Source organism: Shewanella sp. NKUCC01_JLK (genome assembly GCF_019345615.1).
Classification (GTDB): Bacteria; Pseudomonadota; Gammaproteobacteria; order Enterobacterales; family Shewanellaceae; genus Shewanella; species Shewanella oncorhynchi.
On sequence record NZ_JAHKRD010000015.1, the window covers coordinates 84,647 to 108,893 of the forward strand.

Genomic DNA, 24,247 nt, shown 5'->3' on the forward strand with positions numbered 1-24,247 from the left:
GTGAGGACTTCCTATGTCCAAAAGACAATGGCTGTGGTCGTTACGCTTAGGTGCTGCTGCGTTGCTTTTAAGCTTTTCTGCAATGAGTGCTGAGCCAGCCAATCAAATTAACAGTGATGCTTGTATGAAGTGTCACAAGCGTAATGGTCAAATGTTAGGGCATCATGGTCAAGATGCGATGAAAATGAGCTGTTCTTCCTGTCATGGAGAAAAGGGCGACCACCCTAAAAAACCGAATGATATGGTGGTCTTTGGTATGGAAGAATCGTCGGATCTGACGGTTCAGCTGAGAGTGTGTCAGAAGTGTCATACCAAGAAAAAACTCAGTGGAGCAGATTGGACGCATAACGTACATGCTCAAAAAGTGCCTTGTGCCGCCTGCCATAAATTACATAGCCCAACGGATCCAATGGCGGATATGACGCCGAAGATTCGCAGTGAGCTATGTAGCAGTTGCCACACTGGCAAGCAGGAGTAAGGTTATGGAAAATTCAAAAAGAAGATTTCTAAAAGGCACCTGTGCCTTATTTGCTGGCGCTACAGGTGCATCATTACTCGCCACAGTGAATGCATCGGATAGTGTTAAAGCAGAACCTGATGTCAAATATGCACTTATTCATGATGAAACTAAGTGTATAGGTTGCCAAGCGTGTGAGGTGGCTTGTCGTGAAGTGAATAATGTACCCGAAGGTGTGTCTAGGCTTCAAATTAAGCAAGCGGGTCCCTTTGGTGAATACCCTAATCAGTTTTATCACTTTAGTCGCAAGTCTTGTCAGCATTGTGAAGACGCACCCTGTGTAAATGTATGTCCAACTGGAGCTGCATTTATTGATAAAGAAACGGGTATCGTTTCTGTCGATGCATGGAAATGCGTAGGTTGCCAATACTGTATTGCAGCTTGTCCTTATCAAGTCCGTTTTATTAATCCTGTCACCCATGCGGCGGATAAGTGTGATTTCTGCCGAGAAACTAACCTAGCTCAAGGTAAACAACCTGCCTGTGTTGCTGCTTGCCCAACAAAGGCACTCGTGTTCGGTAATTTAAAAGATCCGACTTCTGAGGTTGTTCAAGTTCTGCGGTCTAATCCAACCCAGCGCACTAAGGTTGATCTTGGAACGAGACCTAAATTGTTCCGTATCGTTGCAAAATCAGGGGAGGTGATACTATGAGTGCCCTACATTTTGATACCTTAGTGTGGCATTGGCCGATTGCAATTTACCTGTTTTTAGCGGGTGTATCTGCGGGAGCCATGTTCTTCGCCGTACTGTTGAAACATTTTGTTTTGAAGCAAAACGCCTATCAGTCTGGTTTTGTGCGAGCCGCTTGTATTGTCGCGCCTGTAGCTGTGATGGCCGGGTTAGGGATATTGGTCGCAGACTTAACTAAACCTCTCGATTTTTGGAAGATTTTGGTGTTCTACAACCCTAAATCTGTCATGTCGATGGGCGTGCTTATTCTGCTGATTTACCAAGTATTTATGTTTATGTGGATTGGTTTGACCTTCCGTAAACCTGTTGATGCTTGGTGTGAAACACGCTTTCCTATTGTGCTTAAGTTGACCGCATTATTGGCTCGATTTGAAGCGACAATTACAGGATTGCTCGTGATTCTATCCTTGGCATTGGGCGCGTATACAGGCTTCCTACTCTCGGCCTTGCCAGGCTATCCCATGCTTAAAAACCCTGTGTTACCTCTGCTGTTTTTGGCATCTGGTTTGTCTTCCGGTGCGGCATCATCTTTACTCGGTGGCGTGTTGATGAATGGCAAGCCTAATGACAAAGAGGTGCACTTTATCCACAAGGTTGAAATCCCACTGATTTTAGTCGAAATCGTGCTGATTTTTACCTTCTTTATGGGCTTAGTGCTAACAGGTGGACAGAGTAAAATAGCCGCCTTTAATGCCTTAGGGTATGGCTTCTGGGGATGGATTTTCTGGCTTGGTATTATTGGACTCGGTTTGTCTGGACCATTGGCGATGAATCTGTTTATGACGGCGACATCTAAACGGAAATGGGCCTATGTGGCGGGGACGGCTTGCTTGAGCTTGATCGGGGTATTACTGCTACGTAACTTCATACTCTATACAGGACAAATGACGATCGCTTAAGGCGTACCGTTAATTAATGACGAAAAAATCATAATAATCAATGGAATCGACGGATCGCGGAAACAATGTCAAAGGAAAACATTGTAGATGAGGCCCTTGCGGCGCTGGCTGAGCTCTCAAGGGTTAAGTCTAGCCGCGGTTGGTTGTGTAACAGGGAGGTCGCTGGGCAAGGATGCCATATTTTACACTTCAATATTTTGCCCTGCCTCCAAACGGGCCTCGCCACCTTATTCCTAAGGGTGGCGTTTCTTGTTTTAGGGAGGCACGATTTACTCGCCGAGGTTATTAATCCATTCACTCATTACCACATGGGTTTTGATCTTGATGATGTCAGTGTGAGTGTCGATATACTCACGGATCTCATGCAGGCGGCGCATCGAGGGCGCATGCACGTACACGAGTAAATCCATATCACCAGAAATACCACGGCAGGTAATCACTTCGGGGATCGCTTGGAATACGTGTACCACGTCGGCGCAACGTGGACATTGATGCTGGATTTCGAAATAAGCCGATACTCCTTCTTTTTGCGACTCACTCAAGAGCACTTGATAGCCACGGATCACTCCAGTTTGTTCGAGCTTTTTTATGCGCTCGGCAACCGCACTACGGGATAGATTGACCTGTTCGGCGATATTCGACACGCTCTGGCGCGCATCCTGACGCAAACTATGAATGATGGCCGTATCGAATTTATCCAAGGGTGACTCCTGTGAAAATGGCTATATTGAATCTGTGTGTTATTTTTCCATTGGTTTGAATAACCACAGAATTTGCTGAGTATTTTTGCTTAAAATTTTACCAAAATTTAAGCTGGCCGTCATTTTGATGGAAATAACGTTATTTGCCGCGATTTTGCCGGTATTGGACGTGGAGAACACTGAAATTAACGGCAGATTGTAGGGCGAAATCTCATTATACTGACAGCTCAAAAACCACAGAATATTAACAGATGAATTCAAATAGCGGAACTATAGGTCGTTGGCAAGGTGCGGGTTTAATGGCGACCACTTTGCTCGGTACAGGGGTATTTATTTTGCCTCAGATGACTATTGAAAAAGCGCATTCTGGCGCCTTAGTCGCATGGAGCTTGTTGACCTTGGCCATTATTCCTGTGGCACTGGTCTTTGGTCGTTTAGCGAGTGTATTTCCCCATGCCGCAGGCCCCGCTTACTTTGTCGAAAAAGCCTTTGGTCGCACTGCTGGTCGAACAATTGGACTGATCTTTTTACTGGTTGTGCCCATGGGGGCTCCGGCCGCGATTTTGATGACCTTTCAGTTTGTGAATGCCTTAATCCCGATATCGGGTTGGTCCAAGGTTGGTGTTGAAATACTCGTGATTTTTGGCTTGTTTCTGATTAATTTAAGAGGCATCCAAGTGTCGGCTAAGCTGCAATTTGGCCTGACACTTTGCATCGTCGCCGTTGTTGTGGTCTTGTTTGGTGCGAGTAGTTTTCAGCAAGGTCATCTCACGACACTTGCTAGCCATGGTATGCCTGAAATGCCGACCGTGATGATTGCCGCTGGCATCGCTTTTTGGAGTTTCTTGGGTATAGAAGCTATGACCCATCTTGCCGATGATTTTCGTCGTCCGCAGCAGGATATGATCCCCGCTATGATGATGGGCACAGTGCTGGTGGGCGTGATTTATGTGGCTTGTACACTTTTACTGCTATTAGTGCCAACAGATAAAAGTGTCGCCATGATCGGCGTGTTTGACCAACTACTCGGTGGTTACGGCGCACAAGTGATTGGTGTGTTAGGTATCGCAAGTGGATTGGCAACCGTTAACGTGTATGCGGCCAGTGCGGCACGTCTGGTCTGGAGTTTTAGTTGTGAAGGCATTTTACCGCGCTTCTTTGCCGTTAAGAATGCCCATGGAGTGCCCATTCGCGCACTGGCTGCGCTGTTATCTGTGATGGCAAGCGTGATTGTACTGACTTACCTTACCGGGCAAGAGCTAGAGCACCTTATCGCATGGAGCAACGGCGTATTTGTGGTGATCTATTTGATGGCTATGCTCGCTGCCGCTAAGTTATTACCACAGCACAATTGGCCGCTGGTGGCGCTGGGTTGTGCGTTTTGCTTAGTATTAGGTTTTGCCCTAGGTGCAAGTATGTCCTATGTGCTTGTGTTGATCTTAGTGGTCGCACCATTTTTGTGGTGGCAAAAGACCCATATTAGTCGCAAACAAAGTTTGGCGTTACCTGAGTAATATTCGACCCCTCTGGGGCTAAATCAACATGATGGATTAATTAAGAAAGCCCCGAACTCTTTATTGTCATAAGAGTTTGGGGCTTTTTTGTGTGGCTTAGTGGATTTCGAAACTGGATATGATTGAGTGCGATTAAATTGCATGAAACAAAGAGGTAAACCTTAAGTCTGATGGCCGCCAAGCTTTGTTGCCGAAGGACTGCACATTACTGATATTTAATGTATCTCGGTGAGCGAGGCGATAACTTGTGTTCTATATTTTGATCATTCATACGGAAGGAGAATAAATATGGATTCAGCTGCGTTGCTCAATCGTGTCGATGAGTTACCTAGGTTACCTAAGGCGATCAGTGAATTGTTAGATGCGGTCAATGATGACAATGCGACAGTAAAAAGCATTGCCACTAAAGTTTCACACGATCCCTTAATTAGCGCTAGGGTGTTACGCCTTGCTAACTGTGCCCACTATGGACGTAGTCGAGAGGTTGGCACTATCGATGAAGCTGTTGTGCGTCTTGGGATGCAAACCCTACGAACCTTAGTGCTCGCATCGGCGGTGATTGGTGCAGTCCCTAAGTGTGAAGGAATAGATTTAGCCCAGTTTTGGGGGCAAACCTTTGAGATTGCGCTTTATAGTCAAGAAATGGCAAAGCGTTGTGGTGCAGTCCCAGAAGAGGCTTTTACTTGCGGTATCTTACATCGTATTGGCGATCTATTGATTGCGGCAGTATCGCCTGAAGATGCGGCGAAAATTGCCGAAGCTGTGGCGCAGGGCAAAGATAAGCATCAGTTTGAGCGCGAGTTACTCGGATATGATTCCCCGGATATTGGCGCATTACTAGCGAAAAATTGGAAGTTTACACCAGCGTTAGTGCAAGGCATTTTGTATCAAGACCACCCTAAGGATTCAAACCCATTTTCAAAACTTGCTGCGTTATTATGCTTATCTTATAAAGTTCTAGATGAGTGGGATATGATTGAGGATGAGGAGAAAACCAGTTGGTTATCTCAATTAGCGACTAAGAAAGGATTGAAGATGGAGATGGGCGGGCTAAGGACTAAGTTGACTGAATTACACGGTTCGGGATATGAAATCGGTAAAGCGTTAGCTTAGGAGCTTGTTTAGTTTAGTTTTTTGGTGAGTAGTGCGGCAGTAAAAATATTTTTAGCCAAAGAGCGATATCAATTTAGTCTTAAGAAGACCATCGCGTGAATGGGAAACGGGTGTTTCGCATTCACGCTTTTTTATGGGCTTTTGTTGATTTGCACTTTGACTGAATAGCGGATGTGGCTAGCCAGTTTGTTGGGTTGCAGCTATGGCAAGATTACGCATTTGGATCAACTCGCTGTGTTTGAGGTGCAACAAATCGGCGGTACGTCGAATGATCTGGTCTTCATATTGGGATAGCTGGCCATCGGCGTAGGCCAGTTGCCACATTGCGAGCAACAATTGCTGCTTTTGCGCTAGGCTAAATTCAGCGTTAATGGCTGAGGTGAATTCAAAGAGTGAGGTCGCGCTGCCTTGTACGCTTTTAGCCTCATCAATCAGCATCTTAGCGTCTACTTCTGACATTGATAAGGTATCGGTTAGCAGCTTAGGTAATAAGGCTTCTTCCTCTGCCGTTAAGGTCTCATCGGCAAATACGACTTCAAGTAACATACTCGCTGCGGCCAGTTTAAGTTGATGTGCCTTGTCTTCAGTGGAGACTGCTTGAGTATGAGCTTCAAAAAATCGTCTTAATTTCGCAATCATATTTGGCGGTTCTCATGCTGGAGGGAATATAAAGTAGAGTCGATTGGGAAGTGAAAGTTCACCCTAAACCTTGTATTGCTTAGGGTGAGGTAAGACTGAATTACAGTAGCGAGTTCAGACCTTTCACCAGTAAGTCTGAGGTGCCTTCAGTGCCATTGGTATCTAAGTAAGACTTAGCTATGTTGATCATTGGCATTGCTAGATCTTTAGAAATGCCCAATTTTTCAAAGGCGTCTAAAACCATAGCACTGCCTTGCAGTGATGAACCTAAATCACCCGCTTTGGATAATAAGCCAGAAACACCCGATTTTGAGTCCAATTTAGGCGCGGCGGCGAGCAAACTATCGGCATTAGGAATGCTGGCAGCCAGTTTTGAGTAGTCGGTTGTTCCTAGGCTTGATTGTGCTAAGCCTAATAAACTGCCTAAGCCACCTTCGGCTTGAGTTTGGTTTAAACCCAATTGTGACATGACGCTGCCAACTAAATCATTCGACTGAGTTGCCGCTGCTGTAGTGGTCGCTTTTTCAGTTTTGGCTTGAGTTCCTGCCAAGTTATCTAACCAGCCTGCACTGGCGGGCGCCGCTAAAATACAAGTGCTGAGGAGGATAGAGAAGGTCAGAGTGTGTTTCATATGGAAGCGTCCTTTGATGGTTTGCGCACGAGTTCGCTGGACAGTTTAGCGGGTTTGTCACTTTTGTTGCAGTAGTTTTCTGTGATTTACGGTTCACACTGGTGATTTCTACTGTGCATTGCCAAGGGATTTTCGGTATCCTTAGCGGCAATTCTAAGTGTTAATTCATTTCAATTATTTGGAAAGTCGCATGTCACTATCCGCAATTTTGTCAGAAGCCTATAACTTCTTCCGTAATCATCTGGCGCAACTCGCTATGCTGACGATCCCATTACTCTTGATCCAAGTGGGGATCCAGTTATGGCTTGGTATAGAGATGAGTAAAGTTGATCTAGAAAACCCACAGTTTGGCGCGCCACATATGATCGCCATGATGCTGTTACTACTTACTTTTTCGGTATTAATTGCCGCTTTGACTCTGTTTTTAGAACTGCGCTCACAAGGGCATAGTCCTTCAGCGGGAGTGGTGTTGAAGGCGAGTTTACCTTTTGTTCCACCATTATTATTGGCTGGGGTGTTTTCTGGTCTAGCGATTTTAGCACCAGTGATGCTGTTTGCCGCCTTCGGACCTATGTGGTTGGTTGGATTGGTAATTAGCTTCTATCTCTTTGCGCGTTTAGCCTATGTGAACTTTATGGTTGTGGTTGAGCGCTTAACACCGCTAGAAGCGATTAAGGGTAGTTTTAGTTTTAGTGGTCCTATCGTACTGAAAACCATTGCATTATTGATGTTATATTTACCACTCTCTGTCATAGGTAGCCAGCTTTCTGGGTTAGCGTCCATGGGCGGATTACCTGTGCAAATGTTAGCGGATACTTTTATGTCTTTTATTGGATTATTCGTTAACGTCGCTTTGTTCCGCTTATATATGGTGTCGAAAAAACCAAGCGTCGAATAGTGCAATATCAATTCAGCCTGCAGGGAATCACTCATGGGGACGAAAACAGTCATTAAGGATAGTGAGTTTATCCACGATTTTTCGGTCTCCTTGAGTGATGATTACCTCAAGGCGAAAAGCTATGTGCAGGATGTGCCGACACAGTCGCTACTGCACATTCGCAGTTTTACCCATAAACTTACAGAGTTACTGGGGCAAGATAAGCAAATCGCGTTTTCCAGTCCGAATTTATACGATAGGATCGAACAGCTAAATCAGCGGCGCGTGATTGATGTGAAGACCACTCGTGCCCTGCATCGATTGCGTGCCGACGGTAACCGCGGTGCTCATCCTGAGAAATACCATCTCACCCAAGAACAATTACTCGCGCTAGCGCAAAAATCCATTAAAGATGTCCTGACTTTAGTCGAGCACTTGTATCCTAAGGTTAAAGGTCGAGTTGCCCCTGACTACTGTTATGAAGCGACTGACGCTATGACGGTGAGGGACTTGTGCTACCGCGCTGTGATGGAAGATGACCCGCAAGCGCAGTATTTGGTGGGGATATCGTTTAAGACCAAGGCTTTGATACTGAAAGAGCAAGAACTTGCGGCAGAAGCCGAAGCTATATCAAGCCAAGATTTATCCACAGTTTCACCTCTAAATACCATTTCTCACATTAGCGCAGCTGACAGTTTTGCCCGAGCGGCCTATTGGTTTTCCCTTGCGGCACCTAAGCACATGGAAGCCTTACATGAGCATGGCGTAGCACTGATCCACGGTTATCAAGGCGCGCCAGAAGTGGCTAAAGGTGAACAGATCATTGCCACTGCAGCAGCAGCAGGTGTGGTCAATGCGATGGCGTTATTGGGATATTTTTATCTTGTAGGCAGTGAGTCGTTTCAACCCGACAGCAAGTTAGCACAGCAATATTTACAAGGTGCGGCAGATGGCGAGCAAACCGAAGCGATGGCGAATCTAGGTGTATTGCATTACCAGCAAAAGAACTTAACTCAAGCCTATCATTTTATAAGCAAAGCCGCGCAAGCAGGTTATCCCCATGCCCAGTATCATTTAGGATTAATGCTTGCCAATGGAGATGGTTGTACTCGAGATATGATTGCCAGTGAGCATTGGATGGCCGAAGCTGCCGAGCAAGGACAACTCGATGCTATGCTCACGCGGGCGCAGCATATGCTCAATGATGACAATGCCTTTGGCAGTGATTTGACTCAAGCTGAGGATTATTTGCGCCAAGTGATCAAATATAGCCACAGTGTGCCTGCGATGATTGAGCTGAGTATGGCACTGGCCGACGGTATCTTAGGGCGAATTGATGTCGTTGGATCTGCGGCTTTACTTAAGCTGGCACGGCAAAATGCCAATAAAAAAGAGGCGGATATTATCGAGCCTCTGTGGCGTTCACTGGTATTACAGATTGAAAATGTGCTTGAGGTAACCCAAGATCCCGCCGAAATTCATAGCCTTAAACGCGCCCAGACCTTACTCGCTTGAGCGCAGTTTTGCTTCGATTGAACTAGTGTTCATCCTCTTTATGCTCAAAAGTGCGCCCTTGATGGCGTGTCGCATTAGATTCCCTAACAATAGTGTCAGATCCATAAACCTGACTCTGCGGCTCCTCTGTCGCGTGGGCATGCTGCATTGCGTTTGCCTGAGCCTGATTAAACTTAGCCAACTGACGTGCCATATATAAACGGCTAAATAGGACTAAACAACCGAGCGCAATGGCGCCAAATAAGAGCACGAAGGGCAATAAAAATAGTGATAAACAAATTAGGCTAATGCTAATTGCCATCGCTAACCAAGCCCGTGGGCCAGAAATTCGGGTCTGCAGTGGGCTCTGTTGGAACTGTTGAAAAATCATAAGAACTCCTCGATAGGCAGTGGACATTTAGTGTGCAATAGCGAGTGCGTATAGGTCACGTTAATCTTGATTAATTTACTTTATTTTACTCGGGAGGCCATTTTGGTGTTGCGCATTACTTTGATATGTGATCGCATGTCTATCTATATGTTGTTGCTTGAATGATGGTTGGTTAATTATATGTGTTTGCTAAAATCTTTTTGATGTAAATCTGAGCAATTTCTTTGCTAACTGTACAGAATATGAGAAAATTCAGCTCAAATTTAACTGCAGTTTTAACTCAGTTAGCCGCCTTATTATATTGGTTGTAAATGTTCGTTCGACCCGCTCAAACACCCTCTTGTTTCACTGCTTTGTTAATTAATTAGACGCCAACATGAACTCATATTCGCTCAAGCAAAAAATTCTGTTCTCTGTCGTGGCAGCCCTTTCACTCGTGATTGGTTTGTTGTCATGGCAAAGTTATTCCAGCCAAAAATCCCAGCTGTTACAAAACAGCCTAGAACAAGTGCAGCGCTTAGGTGAACAGCAGGCTGAGCGGATCCAAGAATGGTTGGCTGGCCGCCAAGATATTATGGGAGCCCTGGCGAACAAAGTTGAAGGTGATAGCCTCAATACACTTCAACAAGCACAGGCATCGGGCCGTTTCCAGCTGACCTATTTTGGCTCTCAAGCAGGGCAAATGTTGGATTCTGATCCGAGTATTGATCGTACGGGCTATGATCCTCGCAGCCGCCCTTGGTATCAACAAGCCATCAGTGAGCGCGGTCTTATTTTGACAAAACCTTACGTGGATGTTGCCTATAACATTCTGGTTGTGACTATGGCACAGCCTACCGCACAAGGTGTTGTGGGTGGTGACTTATCTATCGCAAGCCTAGTTGACGGTGTTAATCGGATGAAGTTACCGGCAAACGGTTATGCCATCATGATGCACAAAGACGGCACAGTGATCGCTTATAAAGATCAAGCTAAGACGATGAAACCTATAGGTGAAATCGACAACGAGCTTAATCGCAACTTACCAGAACAGAGCCGTGCAGCGGGTACTCTGTTACCTATGTATTTTGAAAATGAAGGACGCGACAAGTTAGTTTGGAGCGTTGATATTCCTAATACAGATTGGGAATTAGTGTTAGTGCTTGATAAGGAAACGCTAGAAGCGCCACTCTCGAGCCTGTTACTCACCCAACTGGGGCTATCGGCACTTGTATTGCTCTTGAGTGTGTTAGCTATTTCTTGGTTAGTTGGCATGTTACTGGGCCCATTGAGCCGAGTATCGCAGGCACTGGCGCGTATCGCCGATGGTAACGGTGATTTAACTCAGCGTATTTCTGTCGACACTCAAGATGAAGTGGGCGTGCTTGCCGACAGCTTTAACCGCTTTGTGGGCAGTCAACATCAGCTGATCAGCCATATTCGCCAATTAGCGAATGAGTTAGATGCCGATGCTGAACGTAGTCTTGCCACCACGCAAACTTCAGTTGCCGAGTTACAACGTCAGCAGCAAGAAGTCGCTATGGTCGCGACTGCGGTAACTGAAATGGCGAGTGCGACTAATGAGATCGCAGCCAATGCTGAGAACACGGCAACGGCAGCTCAACAGTCTGCAGCGAGCAGTTTACAGGGCAAAGAGTTAGTGAATAAAACTCGTAACTCGATTAATTCACTCGCCGATGAAGTGACTCAAGCAACGGATGTTATTGGCGATTTAAGTCGTCACGCTAAGTCTATCTCGAGTATTCTGGCGACAATTCAAGGGATTGCAGAGCAAACTAACCTGTTGGCGCTTAACGCAGCCATTGAAGCGGCTCGTGCTGGCGAGCAAGGCCGTGGTTTTGCGGTCGTTGCCGATGAAGTTCGAGTACTATCACGTCGTACACAAGATTCGACTCAGGAAGTACACACCACGATTGAAACGCTACAACGCACTACCGCTCGAGCAGTCAGCTTGATGGAAAGCAGCCAAGCCTTAGCGGGTCATAGCGTAGAAGATGCCAATGCGGCGGCGAAAGCCCTTGAAGAAATTACGCAAGCGGTCAACGTGATTTCAGATATGGCAGGCCAAATTGCTACCGCAGCGGAAGAACAGACTCAAGTGACGGGTGAAATAACCCAGAATACGGTTGCGATTAAAGATGTGACTGATGAGATTACCGCATCGGCCATGGCAGATTTGGCACAGGCGAGGGGCTTAAAAGCTCGCGCTAATGACCTGAATGCACAAGTCGCGACATTTATTCTGTAGCCTAAGTTTAAAATAGCGAATGATTTGATCTTGATATAAAAGTGCCATGAAATAAAAATGGCACTTTTATTACTTTTTCATCTAAATGCTTTTATAACTCATTTCTATTTAAGTTGAATTTAATTCGTAACTATTAGCATTAAGATAAGAGTAATTTTAAATTACATGAGATTTATAGTGCATATTTAAATATGCATAAATTAGGCGTCCTATTAAATAAGAGGTCGGTGCTCAGATACATACGTTGATCTATCTTGGATTTGTTGTGAGTTTGTTTATTCTTGCGGTCAAAATAAGTGTATTCGTCGTTATTTTTACGTATCTAAGTAAACTAAGCGCTACTAGGAATAGTTATTATTTTTGGTCAGCATAATTATCCAGTTTTTATTCGTGAAATATATTATGAAATCATATTCATTAAGACAAAAAATCCTTTTTTCCGTAATTCTCGCTCTCTCATCGGTAATTTTACTGTTATCTTGGCAAAGTTATACAAGTCAGAAGAAAGTACTATTAGACGTGAATTTAGAACAGGCTCAACGTCTTGGAGACCAGCAAGCGTTACTGATTGGTGAGTGGCTTGCAAGTCGTCAGAAAATTGTTAAAGGTCTTGCTGGGCAGCGCAATAATGACATTGTGCAAGCAATGAAACAGGCTAAGCAATCGGGAGGGTTTGAATCGACATATTTTGGTGAGTCTAACGGCAATATGAGAGATTCAGAGCCTGCAACTGACTATACAAATTATGATCCTCGTACACGACCTTGGTACCAAGAGGCTATGCGAACTGGTGGAAGTGTATTTACTCGACCTTATCTTGATACTGCTTTTAATATTTTAGTGGTGACTTTGGCCGAGCCTGTTGCAGGCGGAGTTATTGCTGGAGATCTATCGATTAGTAATCTTATCGAAGAGGTCAACCGCATGAAGTTACCGGCAAACGGTTATGCCATCATGATGCACAAAGACGGCACAGTGATCGCTTATAAAGATCAAGCTAAGACGATGAAACCTATAGCTGAAATCGATAACGAGCTTAATCGCAACTTACCAGAACAAAGCCGTGCAGCGGGCACTCTGTTACCTATGTATTTTGAAAATGAAGGACGTGACAAATTAGTCTGGAGCGTTGATATCCCTAATACAGATTGGGAATTAGTGTTAGTGCTTGATAAGGAAACGCTAGAAGCACCATTGTCTAACCTATTACTCACTCAATTGGGTCTCTCTGCACTCGTACTGTTGCTGAGTGTGTTAGCCATTTCTTGGCTAGTAAGTGTCTTGCTGGGTCCTCTGAGTCGAGTATCGCAAGCACTTGCGCGTATTGCCGATGGCAATGGTGATTTAACTCAACGTATTTCTGTTGATACTCAAGATGAAGTGGGCGTGCTTGCCGACAGCTTTAACCGCTTTGTGGGCAGTCAACATCAGCTGATCAGCCATATTCGCCAATTAGCGAATGAGTTGGATGCCGATGCTGAACGTAGTCTTGCCACCACGCAAACTTCAGTTGCGGAGTTACAACGTCAGCAGCAAGAAGTCGCTATGGTCGCGACTGCGGTAACTGAAATGGCGAGTGCGACTAATGAGATCGCAGCCAATGCTGAGAACACGGCAACGGCGGCTCAACAGTCTGCAGCGAGCAGTTTACAGGGCAAAGAGTTAGTGAATAAAACTCGTAACTCGATTAATTCTCTCGCCGATGAAGTGACTCAAGCAACGGATGTTATTGGCGATTTAAGTCGTCACGCTAAGTCTATCTCGAGTATTCTGGCGACAATTCAAGGGATTGCTGAGCAAACTAACCTGTTGGCGCTTAACGCAGCCATTGAAGCGGCTCGTGCTGGCGAGCAAGGCCGTGGTTTTGCGGTCGTTGCCGATGAAGTTCGAGTATTATCGCGCCGCACACAAGATTCGACTCAGGAAGTACATACCACGATTGAAACGCTACAACGCACTACCGCTCGAGCAGTCAGCTTGATGGAAAGCAGCCAAGCCTTAGCGGGTCATAGCGTAGAAGATGCCAATGCGGCGGCGAAAGCCCTTGAAGAAATTACGCAAGCGGTCAACGTGATTTCAGATATGGCAGGCCAAATTGCTACCGCAGCGGAAGAACAGACTCAAGTGACGGGTGAAATAACCCAGAATACGGTTGCGATTAAAGATGTGACCGATGAGATTACCGCATCGGCCATGGCAGATTTGGCACAGGCGAGGGGCTTAAAAGCTCGCGCTAATGACCTGAATGCGCAAGTCGCGACATTTATTCTGTAATCGCTATTCTTAATTGTTTGTCTCGATATTAGCCCGATAAAGCCTTTACTTTGTCGGGCTTTTTACTGGCCGTTTTGTCGTGTTAAAGCATTTCTGTGGGATTGAATAACTTAGCCACACTTTGACAAATGGTTTCTCTAATCCATTTATGCCCTTGATCTTCATCATTTCTTTGATGCCATAACAACACATAGGCCATTGGCATAAATTCGAAAGGCAGTGGCAGTTGTTTGAGCGGATAAAGTTGGCAGGCGTGACGGGCAAAGCTCGACGGCAGAGTGAAGATTAAATTGCTGTGGGCGCAAACGCTGGCGGCACCATAAAAGTCGGGTACAGTCGTGCTGATCCGGCGTCTATGCCCAAGATCGGCAAGAAAGTAATCCAGTGCCCACCAATCACTACCTTCACAACGAACCTGCACATGGGCCATATCGAGGTAAAGGGGTAAATTCCATTGTTCTGAGGTGAGCGCCGCCATCAGCGGGTGATCCTCTCGCACTAAGCAGACTTGTTGATCGGTAAATAATGTTTGATAGGCAATCCCTTCGGGCAAGCGATCCACTTGAAAATCTGACAGTGGATGCAAATCCCGTCCTGAAATGCCAAAGTCGATTTGCCCTTGCTGCAAATCCTGCATCGATTTTTCGGTCCAGACATAGGAGTCGAGTTTGACGTTGGGTGCCGTGGTCAGCATAGGGCCGATAAAATATGGGATTAAGGTTTCATAGGCGCTTTCCACCATGGCAAAAGAAAATTGTCGATTGCTACTGGCAGGATTAAAGGTCGGAGGCTGAGTGAGTTGATACAAGTCTTGCAATATATTCGGCAGTTTTTGCCCAAGAATGAGGGCGTGCGCGGTGGGTTTTAAGCCATGCGCCGTGCGCTGAAATAGGGGATCATCTAAGGTTTCTCTGAGTCGATTTAAGCTCTTACTGAGGGCTGACTGGCTTATATGTAATCGGCTGGCGGCGCGAGTGACACTCTGCTCCTCTAGCAGTACTTTGAGTATGACCAGCAAGTTCAAATCGATTCTGGCTAAGTTGTCGATATTCACAGATATTCCTCAGAGGAAATTTACTTTGGAAATTATACCATTTCTGTTCATACCTTGAGTTAATTAAAATAGCGCCCACTGAAATACCTTTCCCTGATCAACTGAGATTATTTATGCGGCGCAATCTGTTACCTATCCTGATGTCTATGGTGCTGCTCAGCCCATTAGCCATCGATATTTATTTACCTTCAATGCCAACTATGGCGACAGAATTCGCCGTATCTGCCAGTGATGTGCAATCCACGCTCGTATTGTTTTTATTCGCCATGGGCTTAGGCCAAGTGTTGATTGGGCCATTAGCCGACCGTTATGGCCGCCGTCCTGTGGCCATTTTCGGGGTCTTACTCTACGGCGCAAGTAGTCTTCTCGCTGCCGCGGCCATCGAGTTTCATTGGTTACAGATTGCTCGTGTGCTGCAAGGTTTAGCCGCCTGTTCAACTTCTATCGTGGTGTTTAGTGCGGTGCGCGACTGCTACTCACAAAAAGAAGGCGCTAAAATTTACAGTTACTTAAATGGAGCGATTTGCGTGATCCCAGCTTTAGCACCAACCTTAGGTGGCTTGTTAGCGATGCAATTCGGCTGGCGTTCAACCTTCGTTTTCATGACGTTATATGCCATGTTGATGATGCTCGTTGTCGGTTATCGCTTACCTGAGACTCGTCCAGCCAACACTGTTACTACTGGTCCACTTTACCGTTGGGGTAGATTCAAACCTGTACTCGGTAACACCCACTTTTTGTTTTATGCCTTTGCTTGTATGTCTGCTATGGCGGCTATTTTGAGTTATGTGTCTTATGCGCCTGTGTGGTTGATTGGGCATTTAGGGGTTTCTGAGCTGGCGTTTAGTGGTTTATTCGGTCTCAATGCTGTGTTCAATATCGTGGCCTGTTTTGCGGCACCGATCGTCATTCGCAAACTGGGTAATCGTCCAACGGTTATTTTGGCTCTGTCCTTACTCGTTCTGTCTTCAGTGGCGACAGTGGCGGGCCAACAGTTTGGTCCAAATACAGGGATGGCAGCAGCTTTTAACTTCATGTTACCTATGATGTTGTTATGTGTGGGATTTGCCTTCTTACTCGGCCCCGCGACTAGTATGGCGCTGTCAGCTTTCGGTGAGCGAGCGGGGACTGCCGCGGCTATGCTAGGTTTTATTCAGATGAGTGGTGCATCCGTTTTAGCTGGACTTATACAGCAAACGAATTTAACTGCACCTTATGCAGTGGCACTCGTCATGGGCGTGTTTTCTATCGGTTTATTGTTGATGATGGCGCTGAGTCGATTCGACCACTGGCACCAAGAGCAGTTAGTTGGCGAGCATTAGTAGTATTGAGTTCAGGAGCGATAAAGCGGGATTAGACCCATCATATGATCGATTGTGATGACGATGCTTCAAGAGTAAACAGGGCTGTTTGTGAAATCAGTGCTGCTGAGTATATTCTGTAAACCCTTTGCCCGCAGTCTTGCTAACCACAAGCTGCGGGCATTTTTTATTTAAAAGCGGCCGTTGAGACTAAGTGAAATATCAACGCCATCCCAATCGGGTTCAAATGACTTGGCAATACCAGCTCGAGCGGATATTAAGTCTGTAATACGCCAGTGATAAGCAGTATTAATGCTGTAAGGGTCCTTATCGTCTTGAATACTGTAGTTTGCGCCGATAGACCAAGCGCGAGTCATGTACCAATCAGCAGTTAAGTTTACAATTGTACTGTTATTGCTATTGTTATATTGACCGTTAGGGCCGTTAGTTAGCGTATTATCAGACTGGCTGTAGTAGATGTTTGCTTGCAAATCAATACCTGCTGTCGATTGCAAAGGAATAAAACTGCGTATTCCTATGCCGAACGCATCATTGTCAGAATTTCCTTTTGATCCAAATCCAGCATCATAATCACCGTCACTACTGGAGTAGCTAGCATAAACAGCCGAGGTAGCGTTAAAGTAATAACCTAAGTTGATTCCATAAGTATTAGCATTATAGAAATCATTATCTAGATTGAAGTAATTTGCACCAACAAACCATTTAGATGCGAAAACATATTCTCCATTGACAGCATAAGAGTCTAAATCATCATTAAAACTATAATTACCACCAATATTAGATGTTTGTGCTAAAAAGCCACTTATTGCGTAGGGCGCAGAATCTTGACTAACTGGGGTAGAATAGTAGCGATAGTCAGCACTCCAGCCGCCATCACTAAATGCTTCACTTGAGGCGCCATAGTTAATATTGACATCATGTTGGTAGGCTTTGTCTGTGGCTGCAAATGTATTTGTACTCAATAATCCGAATACAACCGCAATACTGATCAGTCTTTTGTCCATTTTATCGTCCTTGTTGTGGGTACTGAAAGCAAGAAAAGTATAATAAATGCTAAGTGTTAGCAGTTTTAACTTATTGACCTTAGCGTTCTTGCTGGTGTCACTATACGATGTTGTCACAAAAGTTCAACAAAAAAACAGCTTGAAAAATAGAGCCTTAAACCGTCTTGCATATTGAATTTGAGTGAGCTGTGTTAGTTTTTAGGCTAAAGTTAAGAGGACTGCGCCTTTGTCGCGTTTTTATTGTTCTATCTGTCGTTATCCGCAAAATGCTTGCTTATGTGCGAGTGTTCAGCCTATCTCTCCAATGACTCAGTTGGTGGTTTTACAGCACCCGAGTGAAGTCGAACATAAGAAGAATAGTGTGCGGGTATTGAGTCTTGCTGTACCTAAAACGCAAGTTTATGTGGGTGAAAGCGAGTCTGACTTCAAAGGTTTACGGGAATATTTAGCGGCGTGTAATAAGCCTATTTATCTCGTCTATCCCTCTGCGTTAAGTGTAAGTGTTGAACAGCAACATATTAATCCTGATTGTATATTGCTGTTGCTCGATGGCACTTGGCGTAAGGCATTCAAAATGCTGCAGCTGAATTCTTGGTTAACCCAGTATCCTGCGGTGCATTTGGCTGAAGGTTATGAATCGCGCTATCGGATCCGTAAATCGAGTCGTAGCGATAGTTTATCGACCTTAGAAGCTTGCGCTTATATGTTAAGCGCCCTCGATCCTACCCTTGATGTTCAGCCGTTAATGATGGCATTTGATGCTATGGTGGAACTGCGGATTAAGGCGATGCCGAGTACAGTGCAGGCTCGTTATCAGAACTCAAATGAATCCAGTGGTAAGGTATAGTTGATGGGGTTAAGGCTATTGAGTCTTAGATGTTTTAGGTATGAATTAGTGCTTTTAAGTTATTGAGTTTTTGAGACTCCGTACGAATTAAAATAGTCAAAATCTTATTCAGATCACGCTAACGTAATGTGAAATACGGTTTAATAACTGGGATTCATTTGCGCAGCAAATGATGAGATAGCTTTGCCAGCCAATTGCTTTGCAGGGGAGTAATTCCATTCATTACTATTAGTAAATGGCGTGCTGGCAGGGCTATCGAGCTTTAAATATGGTTTTTTTTATTGATAATGATGAGAGCGCTTTGCCAGGCCATCATTGGCTTTGCAGGGGAGTAGATTCCATTCATTACTATTAGTAAATGGCGTGCTGGCAGGGCTATCGAGCTTTAAATATGGTGTTTTTATTGAGAATGATGAGAGCGCTTTGCCAGGCCATCACTGGCTTTGCAGGGGAGTGATTCCATTCATTACTATTAGTAAATGGCGTGCTGGCAGGGCTATTGAGCTTTAAATATGGTGTTTTTGTTGATAATGATGAGAGTGCTTTGCCAGGCCATCACTGGCTTTGCAGGGGAGTTATTCCATTCATAACTATTAGTAAATGGTGTGCTGGCAGGGCTATCGAGCTTAAATCATATGTTTTCTGCAAGAAAATCTTTCCCCTTCGTTCGCGACCCATCAAAATATTTCGATAAAACCTTAGCGGAATCTTTCGTTTTCCGTTGTAAACGTTGAGAGCGTTAATTCGGTACGCCGGTCGGATTATCGAGCCGATGCGAACATCGGCAGTCCTAAATCTGTTCTAGGCTAAGCGTTTTTCCGCAAGAAAGGCTTGGGTGAAGTTTTCGACTGAACTCGGGTAGCCAAATAGAAATCCTTGGGCGAAACCTTGGCCCATGTCAGTCATTATGTCTTTTTGTTGTTGAGTTTCAATACCTTCTGCGACGAAGTGAATGTCGAGTGCTTGTGCGAGTTGCACTATAGCATTGCAGAGCTTTTGTCCTGAGACTTCGTTTAAGCGCAAGGCAAACTCGGCATCAATTTTGACGCTGTCTATCGGCAAAGTCCCTAAGCGACTGAGTGACGATAACCCAGTCCCAAAATCATCGATGGCAATGCTGACACCTAACGCTTTAATACGATTGAGTGTGAGTCGTGCTTGCTCCGGTTGTCGTAACAATGCCGATTCGGTAATTTCTAAAATCAGTGCTTCGGCGGGTAACTTCGCCATTTCTAAGGCATTTATCACTTGGTCGATAAAATCTAAGTGTTCTAATTGCAGTGGTGACACATTGACTGAAATTCTAAAGTCGGGTTGATAATGTGCTCGCCAGAGGGCCGCTTGTACACAGGCCTGTTCTAATACCCATTGGCCAATGCTGACAATTAATCCTGTTTCCTCAAGCAATGGCACAAAGTCGGCAGCTTCATAATATTCTGTCGGTGACTTCTGCCAGCGGAGCAGGGCTTCGGCAGCAATAGTTTGATTTGTGTGTAAATCGACTATGGCTTGATAAGCGAGAGTGAATTGTTTTAGGCTATGCGCATGCCTTAGGTTATTGATTAACTGTAATTTTAACTCGGCTGCTAGGCTCATTTCCTTATCGTAAAACACGAGATGCGGTAAGCTCTTTTTAGCGCAATACATGGCAGTATCGGCAAGACTAATCAGCTGTCCCGCTTGGTTACTGTGGGTAGGAAATAGCGCAATGCCTATGCTGGTGCCGAGGAAGAACTTTTGGCCTTCAATTTCAAAGGGGCTCTCAAATAGGCTAAGAATTTGCTCTGCAAACAGCTGAATTTCATCTTTACAGCTACAGTCTTGCAGCACTAAGGTAAATTCATCTCCTCCCATACGGGCTATATCGGCCTTTTCGATACAACCTGCTTCGAGTCTGGCTGCGACCAGTTGTAATACTCTATCGCCCATGGAGTGACCGAAGCTGTCATTGATATTCTTGAAACCATTGAGATCTAAAAACATCAACGCGCCCAGTGCGAGGGGATCTGTTTTAAGTTTTTCGAGGGCACTATTGAGGATCTGCTTGAGATGGAACCTGTTAGGTAATCCAGTCAAGGTATCGTACATAGCTCGAGTTGTTAGCTGGGTTTCTAATAGTTTTTTAGTACTAATATCACTGAAAATATTCACATTATAATGAGCATCATCTTCCGTGACGATTTTACGACTGCTCTGCCAAGCAGGAAAGTTACTGCCATCTGAACGTCTTTTCCACGTTTCGCCCTGCCAAAATCCCCTTTGTTTCAAGGCGATTTGGCATTCGGTTTCTTCCCCCATATTATGGGTTCTTACCTCTAAAAATTCAGGGGTTTTACTGATGAGCTGCTCAGCGCTATAGCCGCAAATACGGCACATGGCTTTATTGACGGCCAAAATTTGATTATCAGTGTCAGTGATATACACAGCTTCGGCACTTTCTTCGAGCGTGGTCGATAAAATTTCTTTGGGAATATGAGCAAAACCATCAGAAATCGTTTCGCGCATTTGATTGCGGCGATTAAGAGCTTGTAATTCAACGAGTACCACGGGCTGTTGTTGCAGATAACAGCGATAGAGATTAATTCGAGTCGGCAGTTCATTGCCTTGTTGGCTCATGTGCAGCCAGTTGAATTCAACATTATTGCCTGCAATGGCTTCGAGGATCATTTCCCGCGCAAATTCAACACTATTGCGGCCTGAAGATTGGATCCTCGGAGAAAAATCATAGGGAGTCGCATTCACAAAAGCATCGTATTCAGTCTCAAAATAACTGAGGGTGGCTTGGTTGGCACTAATAAAGCTAAAGCCTTGAATTAAGGCTAAGGGGGTTTTATGGGGATGTGCTTGCCAGAGAGACAGCTTTTCTTGCAGTACAGGATCATCTGTACTGAGTTTCTTAAGTAAGTGTTGCCATCTGATCATTCAGGATACTCCCTTGTGACGCAAAATAGTCACATCCCATTTTTAGGTCTTCGTTGAACACGAAGTTGCCCAATAGTACATCATTCCAATGGGGTTAAAAATAAACCTAATTGTTGTTTCACTCAAATAGAAACTTAAAAAGTGTAGTTTAAGACTTGTATTCAAGCATATTTTTTAAGAACACCTGCTGCATATTTCAAGCTTAGGCAGATTTTATGCTATGTTTTGCACATCTTGCGTGAATTGGCTTTTATCATTGATTCATTCAATTATCGAATAAAGGAGATAGGAAATGGCGTATTTATTTAAAGTGTTAATCTCTAAAATATTAATATCGCTAGCCCTCATCTTTAATTTTCATCTCGCGTTAGCGCATGCCGCCGAGGCGCCAAAGCCTAGATTGACCCTAGAGCAAAAAGCCGATAAGGCACGCATCGACTCACAGCGATTAGAACAGGCTCAATTAGAAAAGGCCCGTCAAGCCACTAAAGAGACGACAGAGCGGGAAGATAAAATTAAGCAACAATCCCAAACCAACGATTGGGAAGCACAGCAAAAACTTAAGGCACAAAAACAGTTCGACGAAAGAGAAAGTCGCGAGCACAAATATTTACGGGAAGCAAAAGAAGCTGCCGCAAAAGAGCGTAAAATCCCTAAACCTTAATCAAGCCATCGACACAGTCGATTTCAGCTAGTCAGTGCTAGCATTATTTGTGGGCATTACGACTATTCTCATTACTATGCACCTTACTATCCCTAGGAATTGTTGTTGAATATCTGTCCCTTATGCCATGGCGTTGAATTACTCGCTTATCATCAAGATAGGAAGCGTAACTACCAGCAATGCCAAACCTGCCAACTGGTGAGCGTGCCTTCTGAGTTTTATCTTTCGGCCGAGGCAGAAAAAGCCGAGTACGATAAGCACGAGAACCATGCCGATGATCTCGGCTATCAAACATTTTTAAATCGCACACTCGAGCCACTACTTAGCCGTGTTAGCACTTCGGCCCAAGGGCTCGATTTTGGCTGTGGAGAAGGTAAGGCATTGAGTCTAATGGCAAAGGCGCGCGGTTATCAGATAGATAATTACGACCTTTATTACGCTAATAATCCCGAAACGTTAGCCCGCCAATACGACTTTATTACCTTAACCGAAGTCATAGAACACGTGAGTGGTGCCGCAGGGTTACTTGCCCAGCTTGATAGGTTATTAAAACCTAATGGCATTTTGGCTGTTATGACCAAGCGTGTGCAGGATAAAATCGCATTTGCCCGCTGGCACTATAAAAACGATCCCACCCACATCAATTTTTACGCCGAAGCGACCTTTGAGTGGATTGCGCATCACTATGGCTGGCGACTCGAAATTATTGATAAGGACGTAGTCTTCTTGCATAAAGGGAGGCATAAAGAGATGCATAAAGGAATTCATCAGTCGAGTTAATGCTGTTGTCGCTTAAATGTACTTATCATCAATTTGTGACGCTATAGATGCCTGATTTTCTATGGGCTTTGTTGCAATGCCAGTGGCTATTACTAATACCTCAAGCTCTGACTCAAGATTAGGGTTAGCCGTTAGCCCGATAATCACTAGGGCATCGTGGGGGGCGTTGTTTGTTTAGCACGCCTATCTGATTGTATTAACTGAGTTCTATGGTGTTCCTCGCGACGACACTCACAATTGCCGCTAGTGCTTGGTCTATATCATCGAGTAGTGGATGTTGCACCGAACGTTTACTCGTATTCTGCGTGTGGTTTTCAAGACGCTCGACTAATTCATTCACCGATATTTTGCGGGGCGAGCGAGGGATCAAACTGAGTAAGGGTCACTTGACGCTGAAAATTAGGCTGTATATCTAGTTAATAAGGTATGACTGGAATAGCGGCTTAGTAAGTAATAGAAGGCTGCGACAAAATTTGTTGCAGCAATATGAAAATAGAATTTATGTGGTTAATTCGATTAAATAAGTTCGCCAAGTGTATATGTTAGCGGTATAAAGCAAACGGATTAACACTGCGGCCAAGTGTCAAGATGAAGGAATAAATACAATGGATGTTAAGACGTATCTACAAGCATTGAGTGCTATTTACGCCAACATGAATCAAACATTAGAACTGGATCGTGGCTTATCAAACTTAGTCTTAGATGAAGCCGAAAAACAATTAGGTTTTAAATTTGTTTCTCCGTTAAGGGAGCTTTGGGGATATGCCAATGGCGGCAATGAGTGGAGCACAGTATTTGCCCGGAAAGATTACTTTTGCCGGTATGATTTTTTGTCTTTAGCCTCATCTCTTACATATCGTGACCGAATGAAAAAACGGGCCCAGCACTACGCTAATTACCACGAGCCAGAAGTGCGGGATCCCAAAATCCAATCAGGATGGTATCAAGAAGGTTGGCTGCCCTTTGCCCAATTTGGGGGTGGCACATTACTCTTGATTGCAGATCATTCGCCCTCGGCATTAGGTAAAATGGGACAAGTGATCGCATACACCCATGACCCCGATATGATGGACTTTATCAGCCCAGACCTAAGCCAATTTTTTGAGCAATCCTTGGCGCAAATCGCGCTATATCCAGATGAATTAATTGAGGATTAAGGATAACAAAAATGTACGACCCATTACTCAACAAACCGAGTGAACTGATTATTGAAGGTGAGCTTCAGGGCAACGATAAGTTACGCATAAAAATGCTCGAAGACGTTTCTCTGATGACACCAGAAACGAAGCATCAAATTCTAAATGCTATGCTCAAAATGCATAAGTACTTTGAAGATTATTGCGGTGACTTAGAGATTTCTTTAAATACCATCAATGAAATAGCCGCAAATACCCAGCCGTTGTACATTATATTGGATGACACCAGCACAATGGAGACTCGGGCAATTCGTTATCATTACTCCTGCAACTGGGAAACCGATCATGGGGTAGAAGTGATGGTACTCAATGGTAATCAAGTGATTTTTGTGGGCAACTGCGGTTACACTTATGGTGTGTTATTAGCCTCCATTGATAGTGCTTTATCCCTTCAAGATGAAGAGCTTAATTTTCTGTGAGTTGCTGACTAAATTTCATTACCGTTATTCCCGCGCAATACTGTGTTAAT

Annotated in this window: 23 protein-coding genes; 15 read left to right on the forward strand and 8 right to left on the reverse strand. The window is 44.7% G+C overall.

The features are described 5' to 3' along the window. The first annotated feature begins 13 nt into the window (after positions 1–13). Genes KO537_RS16480 through nrfD form a run of 3 tightly spaced genes read left to right on the forward strand, consistent with a single transcriptional unit; the run spans position 14 to position 2,107 of the window. Positions 14–478 carry a cytochrome c3 family protein gene (locus tag KO537_RS16480; RefSeq protein WP_173248177.1) on the forward strand — a complete coding sequence of 155 codons (465 nt, stop codon included), beginning with the start codon at positions 14–16 and terminating at the stop codon, positions 476–478. A 4-nt stretch (positions 479–482) separates the two neighbouring features. Further along, entirely contained in the window at positions 483–1,169 is a 687-nt protein-coding gene (locus KO537_RS16485; RefSeq protein ID WP_105250594.1) for a 4Fe-4S dicluster domain-containing protein, read from the forward strand. After that, complete coding sequence (nrfD, locus tag KO537_RS16490) at positions 1,166–2,107, forward strand: cytochrome c nitrite reductase subunit NrfD (RefSeq protein WP_105250593.1); 942 nt, start codon at positions 1,166–1,168, stop codon at positions 2,105–2,107. The genes KO537_RS16485 and nrfD overlap by 4 nt, the downstream gene beginning before the upstream one ends. 269 nt (positions 2,108–2,376) lie before the next feature. Here nrfD and KO537_RS16495 read toward each other — a convergent pair whose 3' ends face one another. Beyond that, the gene (locus KO537_RS16495) at positions 2,377–2,808 is read right to left on the reverse strand and encodes an Lrp/AsnC family transcriptional regulator (RefSeq protein ID WP_006079646.1); all 432 of its coding nucleotides are present in this window, start codon (positions 2,806–2,808) and stop codon (positions 2,377–2,379) included. 251 nt (positions 2,809–3,059) lie between these two features. Between KO537_RS16495 and yjeH the strand changes: the two genes are divergently transcribed. After that, positions 3,060–4,322 carry an L-methionine/branched-chain amino acid transporter gene (gene yjeH / locus KO537_RS16500; RefSeq protein WP_219234957.1) on the forward strand — a complete coding sequence of 421 codons (1,263 nt, stop codon included), beginning with the start codon at positions 3,060–3,062 and terminating at the stop codon, positions 4,320–4,322. A gap of 288 nt (positions 4,323–4,610) precedes the next feature. Continuing rightward, a complete protein-coding gene (locus KO537_RS16505) occupies positions 4,611–5,435 on the forward strand; it encodes an HDOD domain-containing protein (RefSeq protein WP_219234959.1) in 825 nt (274 codons plus the stop codon). A gap of 177 nt (positions 5,436–5,612) precedes the next feature. Here the strand turns inward: KO537_RS16505 and KO537_RS16510 are convergent, their stop codons facing one another. Then, entirely contained in the window at positions 5,613–6,074 is a 462-nt protein-coding gene (locus KO537_RS16510) for a TerB family tellurite resistance protein (RefSeq protein WP_219234960.1), read from the reverse strand. 100 nt (positions 6,075–6,174) lie between these two features. Then, on the reverse strand, positions 6,175–6,705 hold the full coding sequence (locus tag KO537_RS16515) for a DUF2780 domain-containing protein (RefSeq protein ID WP_168827259.1): 531 nt from the start codon (positions 6,703–6,705) through the stop codon (positions 6,175–6,177). 190 nt (positions 6,706–6,895) lie between these two features. Here KO537_RS16515 and KO537_RS16520 point away from each other — a divergent pair, with 190 nt between their 5' ends. Beyond that, on the forward strand, positions 6,896–7,603 hold the full coding sequence (locus KO537_RS16520) for a hypothetical protein (protein ID WP_219234962.1): 708 nt from the start codon (positions 6,896–6,898) through the stop codon (positions 7,601–7,603). A 33-nt stretch (positions 7,604–7,636) separates the two neighbouring features. Continuing rightward, the gene (locus tag KO537_RS16525; protein ID WP_219234963.1) at positions 7,637–9,097 is read left to right on the forward strand and encodes a DUF4145 domain-containing protein; all 1,461 of its coding nucleotides are present in this window, start codon (positions 7,637–7,639) and stop codon (positions 9,095–9,097) included. Positions 9,098–9,119: 22 nt separating this feature from the next. Here the strand turns inward: KO537_RS16525 and KO537_RS16530 are convergent, their stop codons facing one another. Then, on the reverse strand, positions 9,120–9,467 hold the full coding sequence (locus KO537_RS16530) for a hypothetical protein (protein ID WP_219234965.1): 348 nt from the start codon (positions 9,465–9,467) through the stop codon (positions 9,120–9,122). Between the two features lie 376 nt (positions 9,468–9,843). On the opposite strand from KO537_RS16530, the gene KO537_RS16535 reads away from it, so the two are divergent. Further along, positions 9,844–11,715 (forward strand): methyl-accepting chemotaxis protein, encoded by a 1,872-nt coding sequence (locus KO537_RS16535; RefSeq protein ID WP_105250585.1) that lies wholly within the window; start codon positions 9,844–9,846, stop codon positions 11,713–11,715. 402 nt (positions 11,716–12,117) lie between these two features. Then, positions 12,118–13,989, forward strand: coding sequence for a methyl-accepting chemotaxis protein (locus KO537_RS16540; RefSeq protein WP_219234967.1), 1,872 nt, complete (start codon positions 12,118–12,120; stop codon positions 13,987–13,989). Between the two features lie 82 nt (positions 13,990–14,071). Here the strand turns inward: KO537_RS16540 and KO537_RS16545 are convergent, their stop codons facing one another. After that, entirely contained in the window at positions 14,072–15,043 is a 972-nt protein-coding gene (locus KO537_RS16545; protein ID WP_113940290.1) for a LysR family transcriptional regulator, read from the reverse strand. Positions 15,044–15,156: 113 nt separating this feature from the next. Here KO537_RS16545 and KO537_RS16550 point away from each other — a divergent pair, with 113 nt between their 5' ends. After that, on the forward strand, positions 15,157–16,365 hold the full coding sequence (locus KO537_RS16550) for a multidrug effflux MFS transporter (RefSeq protein ID WP_113940291.1): 1,209 nt from the start codon (positions 15,157–15,159) through the stop codon (positions 16,363–16,365). A 170-nt stretch (positions 16,366–16,535) separates the two neighbouring features. Here the strand turns inward: KO537_RS16550 and KO537_RS16555 are convergent, their stop codons facing one another. Continuing rightward, on the reverse strand, positions 16,536–17,369 hold the full coding sequence (locus KO537_RS16555; protein WP_173497732.1) for a hypothetical protein: 834 nt from the start codon (positions 17,367–17,369) through the stop codon (positions 16,536–16,538). A gap of 226 nt (positions 17,370–17,595) precedes the next feature. On the opposite strand from KO537_RS16555, the gene KO537_RS16560 reads away from it, so the two are divergent. Continuing rightward, the gene (locus KO537_RS16560) at positions 17,596–18,216 is read left to right on the forward strand and encodes a tRNA-uridine aminocarboxypropyltransferase (RefSeq protein ID WP_173497731.1); all 621 of its coding nucleotides are present in this window, start codon (positions 17,596–17,598) and stop codon (positions 18,214–18,216) included. Between the two features lie 801 nt (positions 18,217–19,017). On the opposite strand, the gene KO537_RS16565 is transcribed toward KO537_RS16560, so the two are convergent. After that, positions 19,018–21,138 (reverse strand): EAL domain-containing protein, encoded by a 2,121-nt coding sequence (locus KO537_RS16565; protein WP_173248158.1) that lies wholly within the window; start codon positions 21,136–21,138, stop codon positions 19,018–19,020. Positions 21,139–21,430: 292 nt separating this feature from the next. Here KO537_RS16565 and KO537_RS16570 point away from each other — a divergent pair, with 292 nt between their 5' ends. Together KO537_RS16570 and KO537_RS16575 are read left to right on the forward strand one after the other, a co-directional pair. Beyond that, a complete protein-coding gene (locus tag KO537_RS16570; RefSeq protein ID WP_219234970.1) occupies positions 21,431–21,802 on the forward strand; it encodes a hypothetical protein in 372 nt (123 codons plus the stop codon). Between the two features lie 105 nt (positions 21,803–21,907). Beyond that, entirely contained in the window at positions 21,908–22,582 is a 675-nt protein-coding gene (locus KO537_RS16575; RefSeq protein ID WP_198572373.1) for a class I SAM-dependent methyltransferase, read from the forward strand. A 196-nt stretch (positions 22,583–22,778) separates the two neighbouring features. Here the strand turns inward: KO537_RS16575 and KO537_RS23190 are convergent, their stop codons facing one another. Continuing rightward, on the reverse strand, positions 22,779–22,922 hold the full coding sequence (locus KO537_RS23190) for a hypothetical protein (protein WP_206766013.1): 144 nt from the start codon (positions 22,920–22,922) through the stop codon (positions 22,779–22,781). Positions 22,923–23,187: 265 nt separating this feature from the next. Here KO537_RS23190 and KO537_RS16585 point away from each other — a divergent pair, with 265 nt between their 5' ends. After that, positions 23,188–23,739 (forward strand): SMI1/KNR4 family protein, encoded by a 552-nt coding sequence (locus KO537_RS16585; protein WP_219234972.1) that lies wholly within the window; start codon positions 23,188–23,190, stop codon positions 23,737–23,739. 11 nt (positions 23,740–23,750) lie between these two features. After that, positions 23,751–24,197, forward strand: coding sequence for a hypothetical protein (locus tag KO537_RS16590; protein WP_219234974.1), 447 nt, complete (start codon positions 23,751–23,753; stop codon positions 24,195–24,197). Positions 24,198–24,247 lie beyond the last annotated feature (50 nt).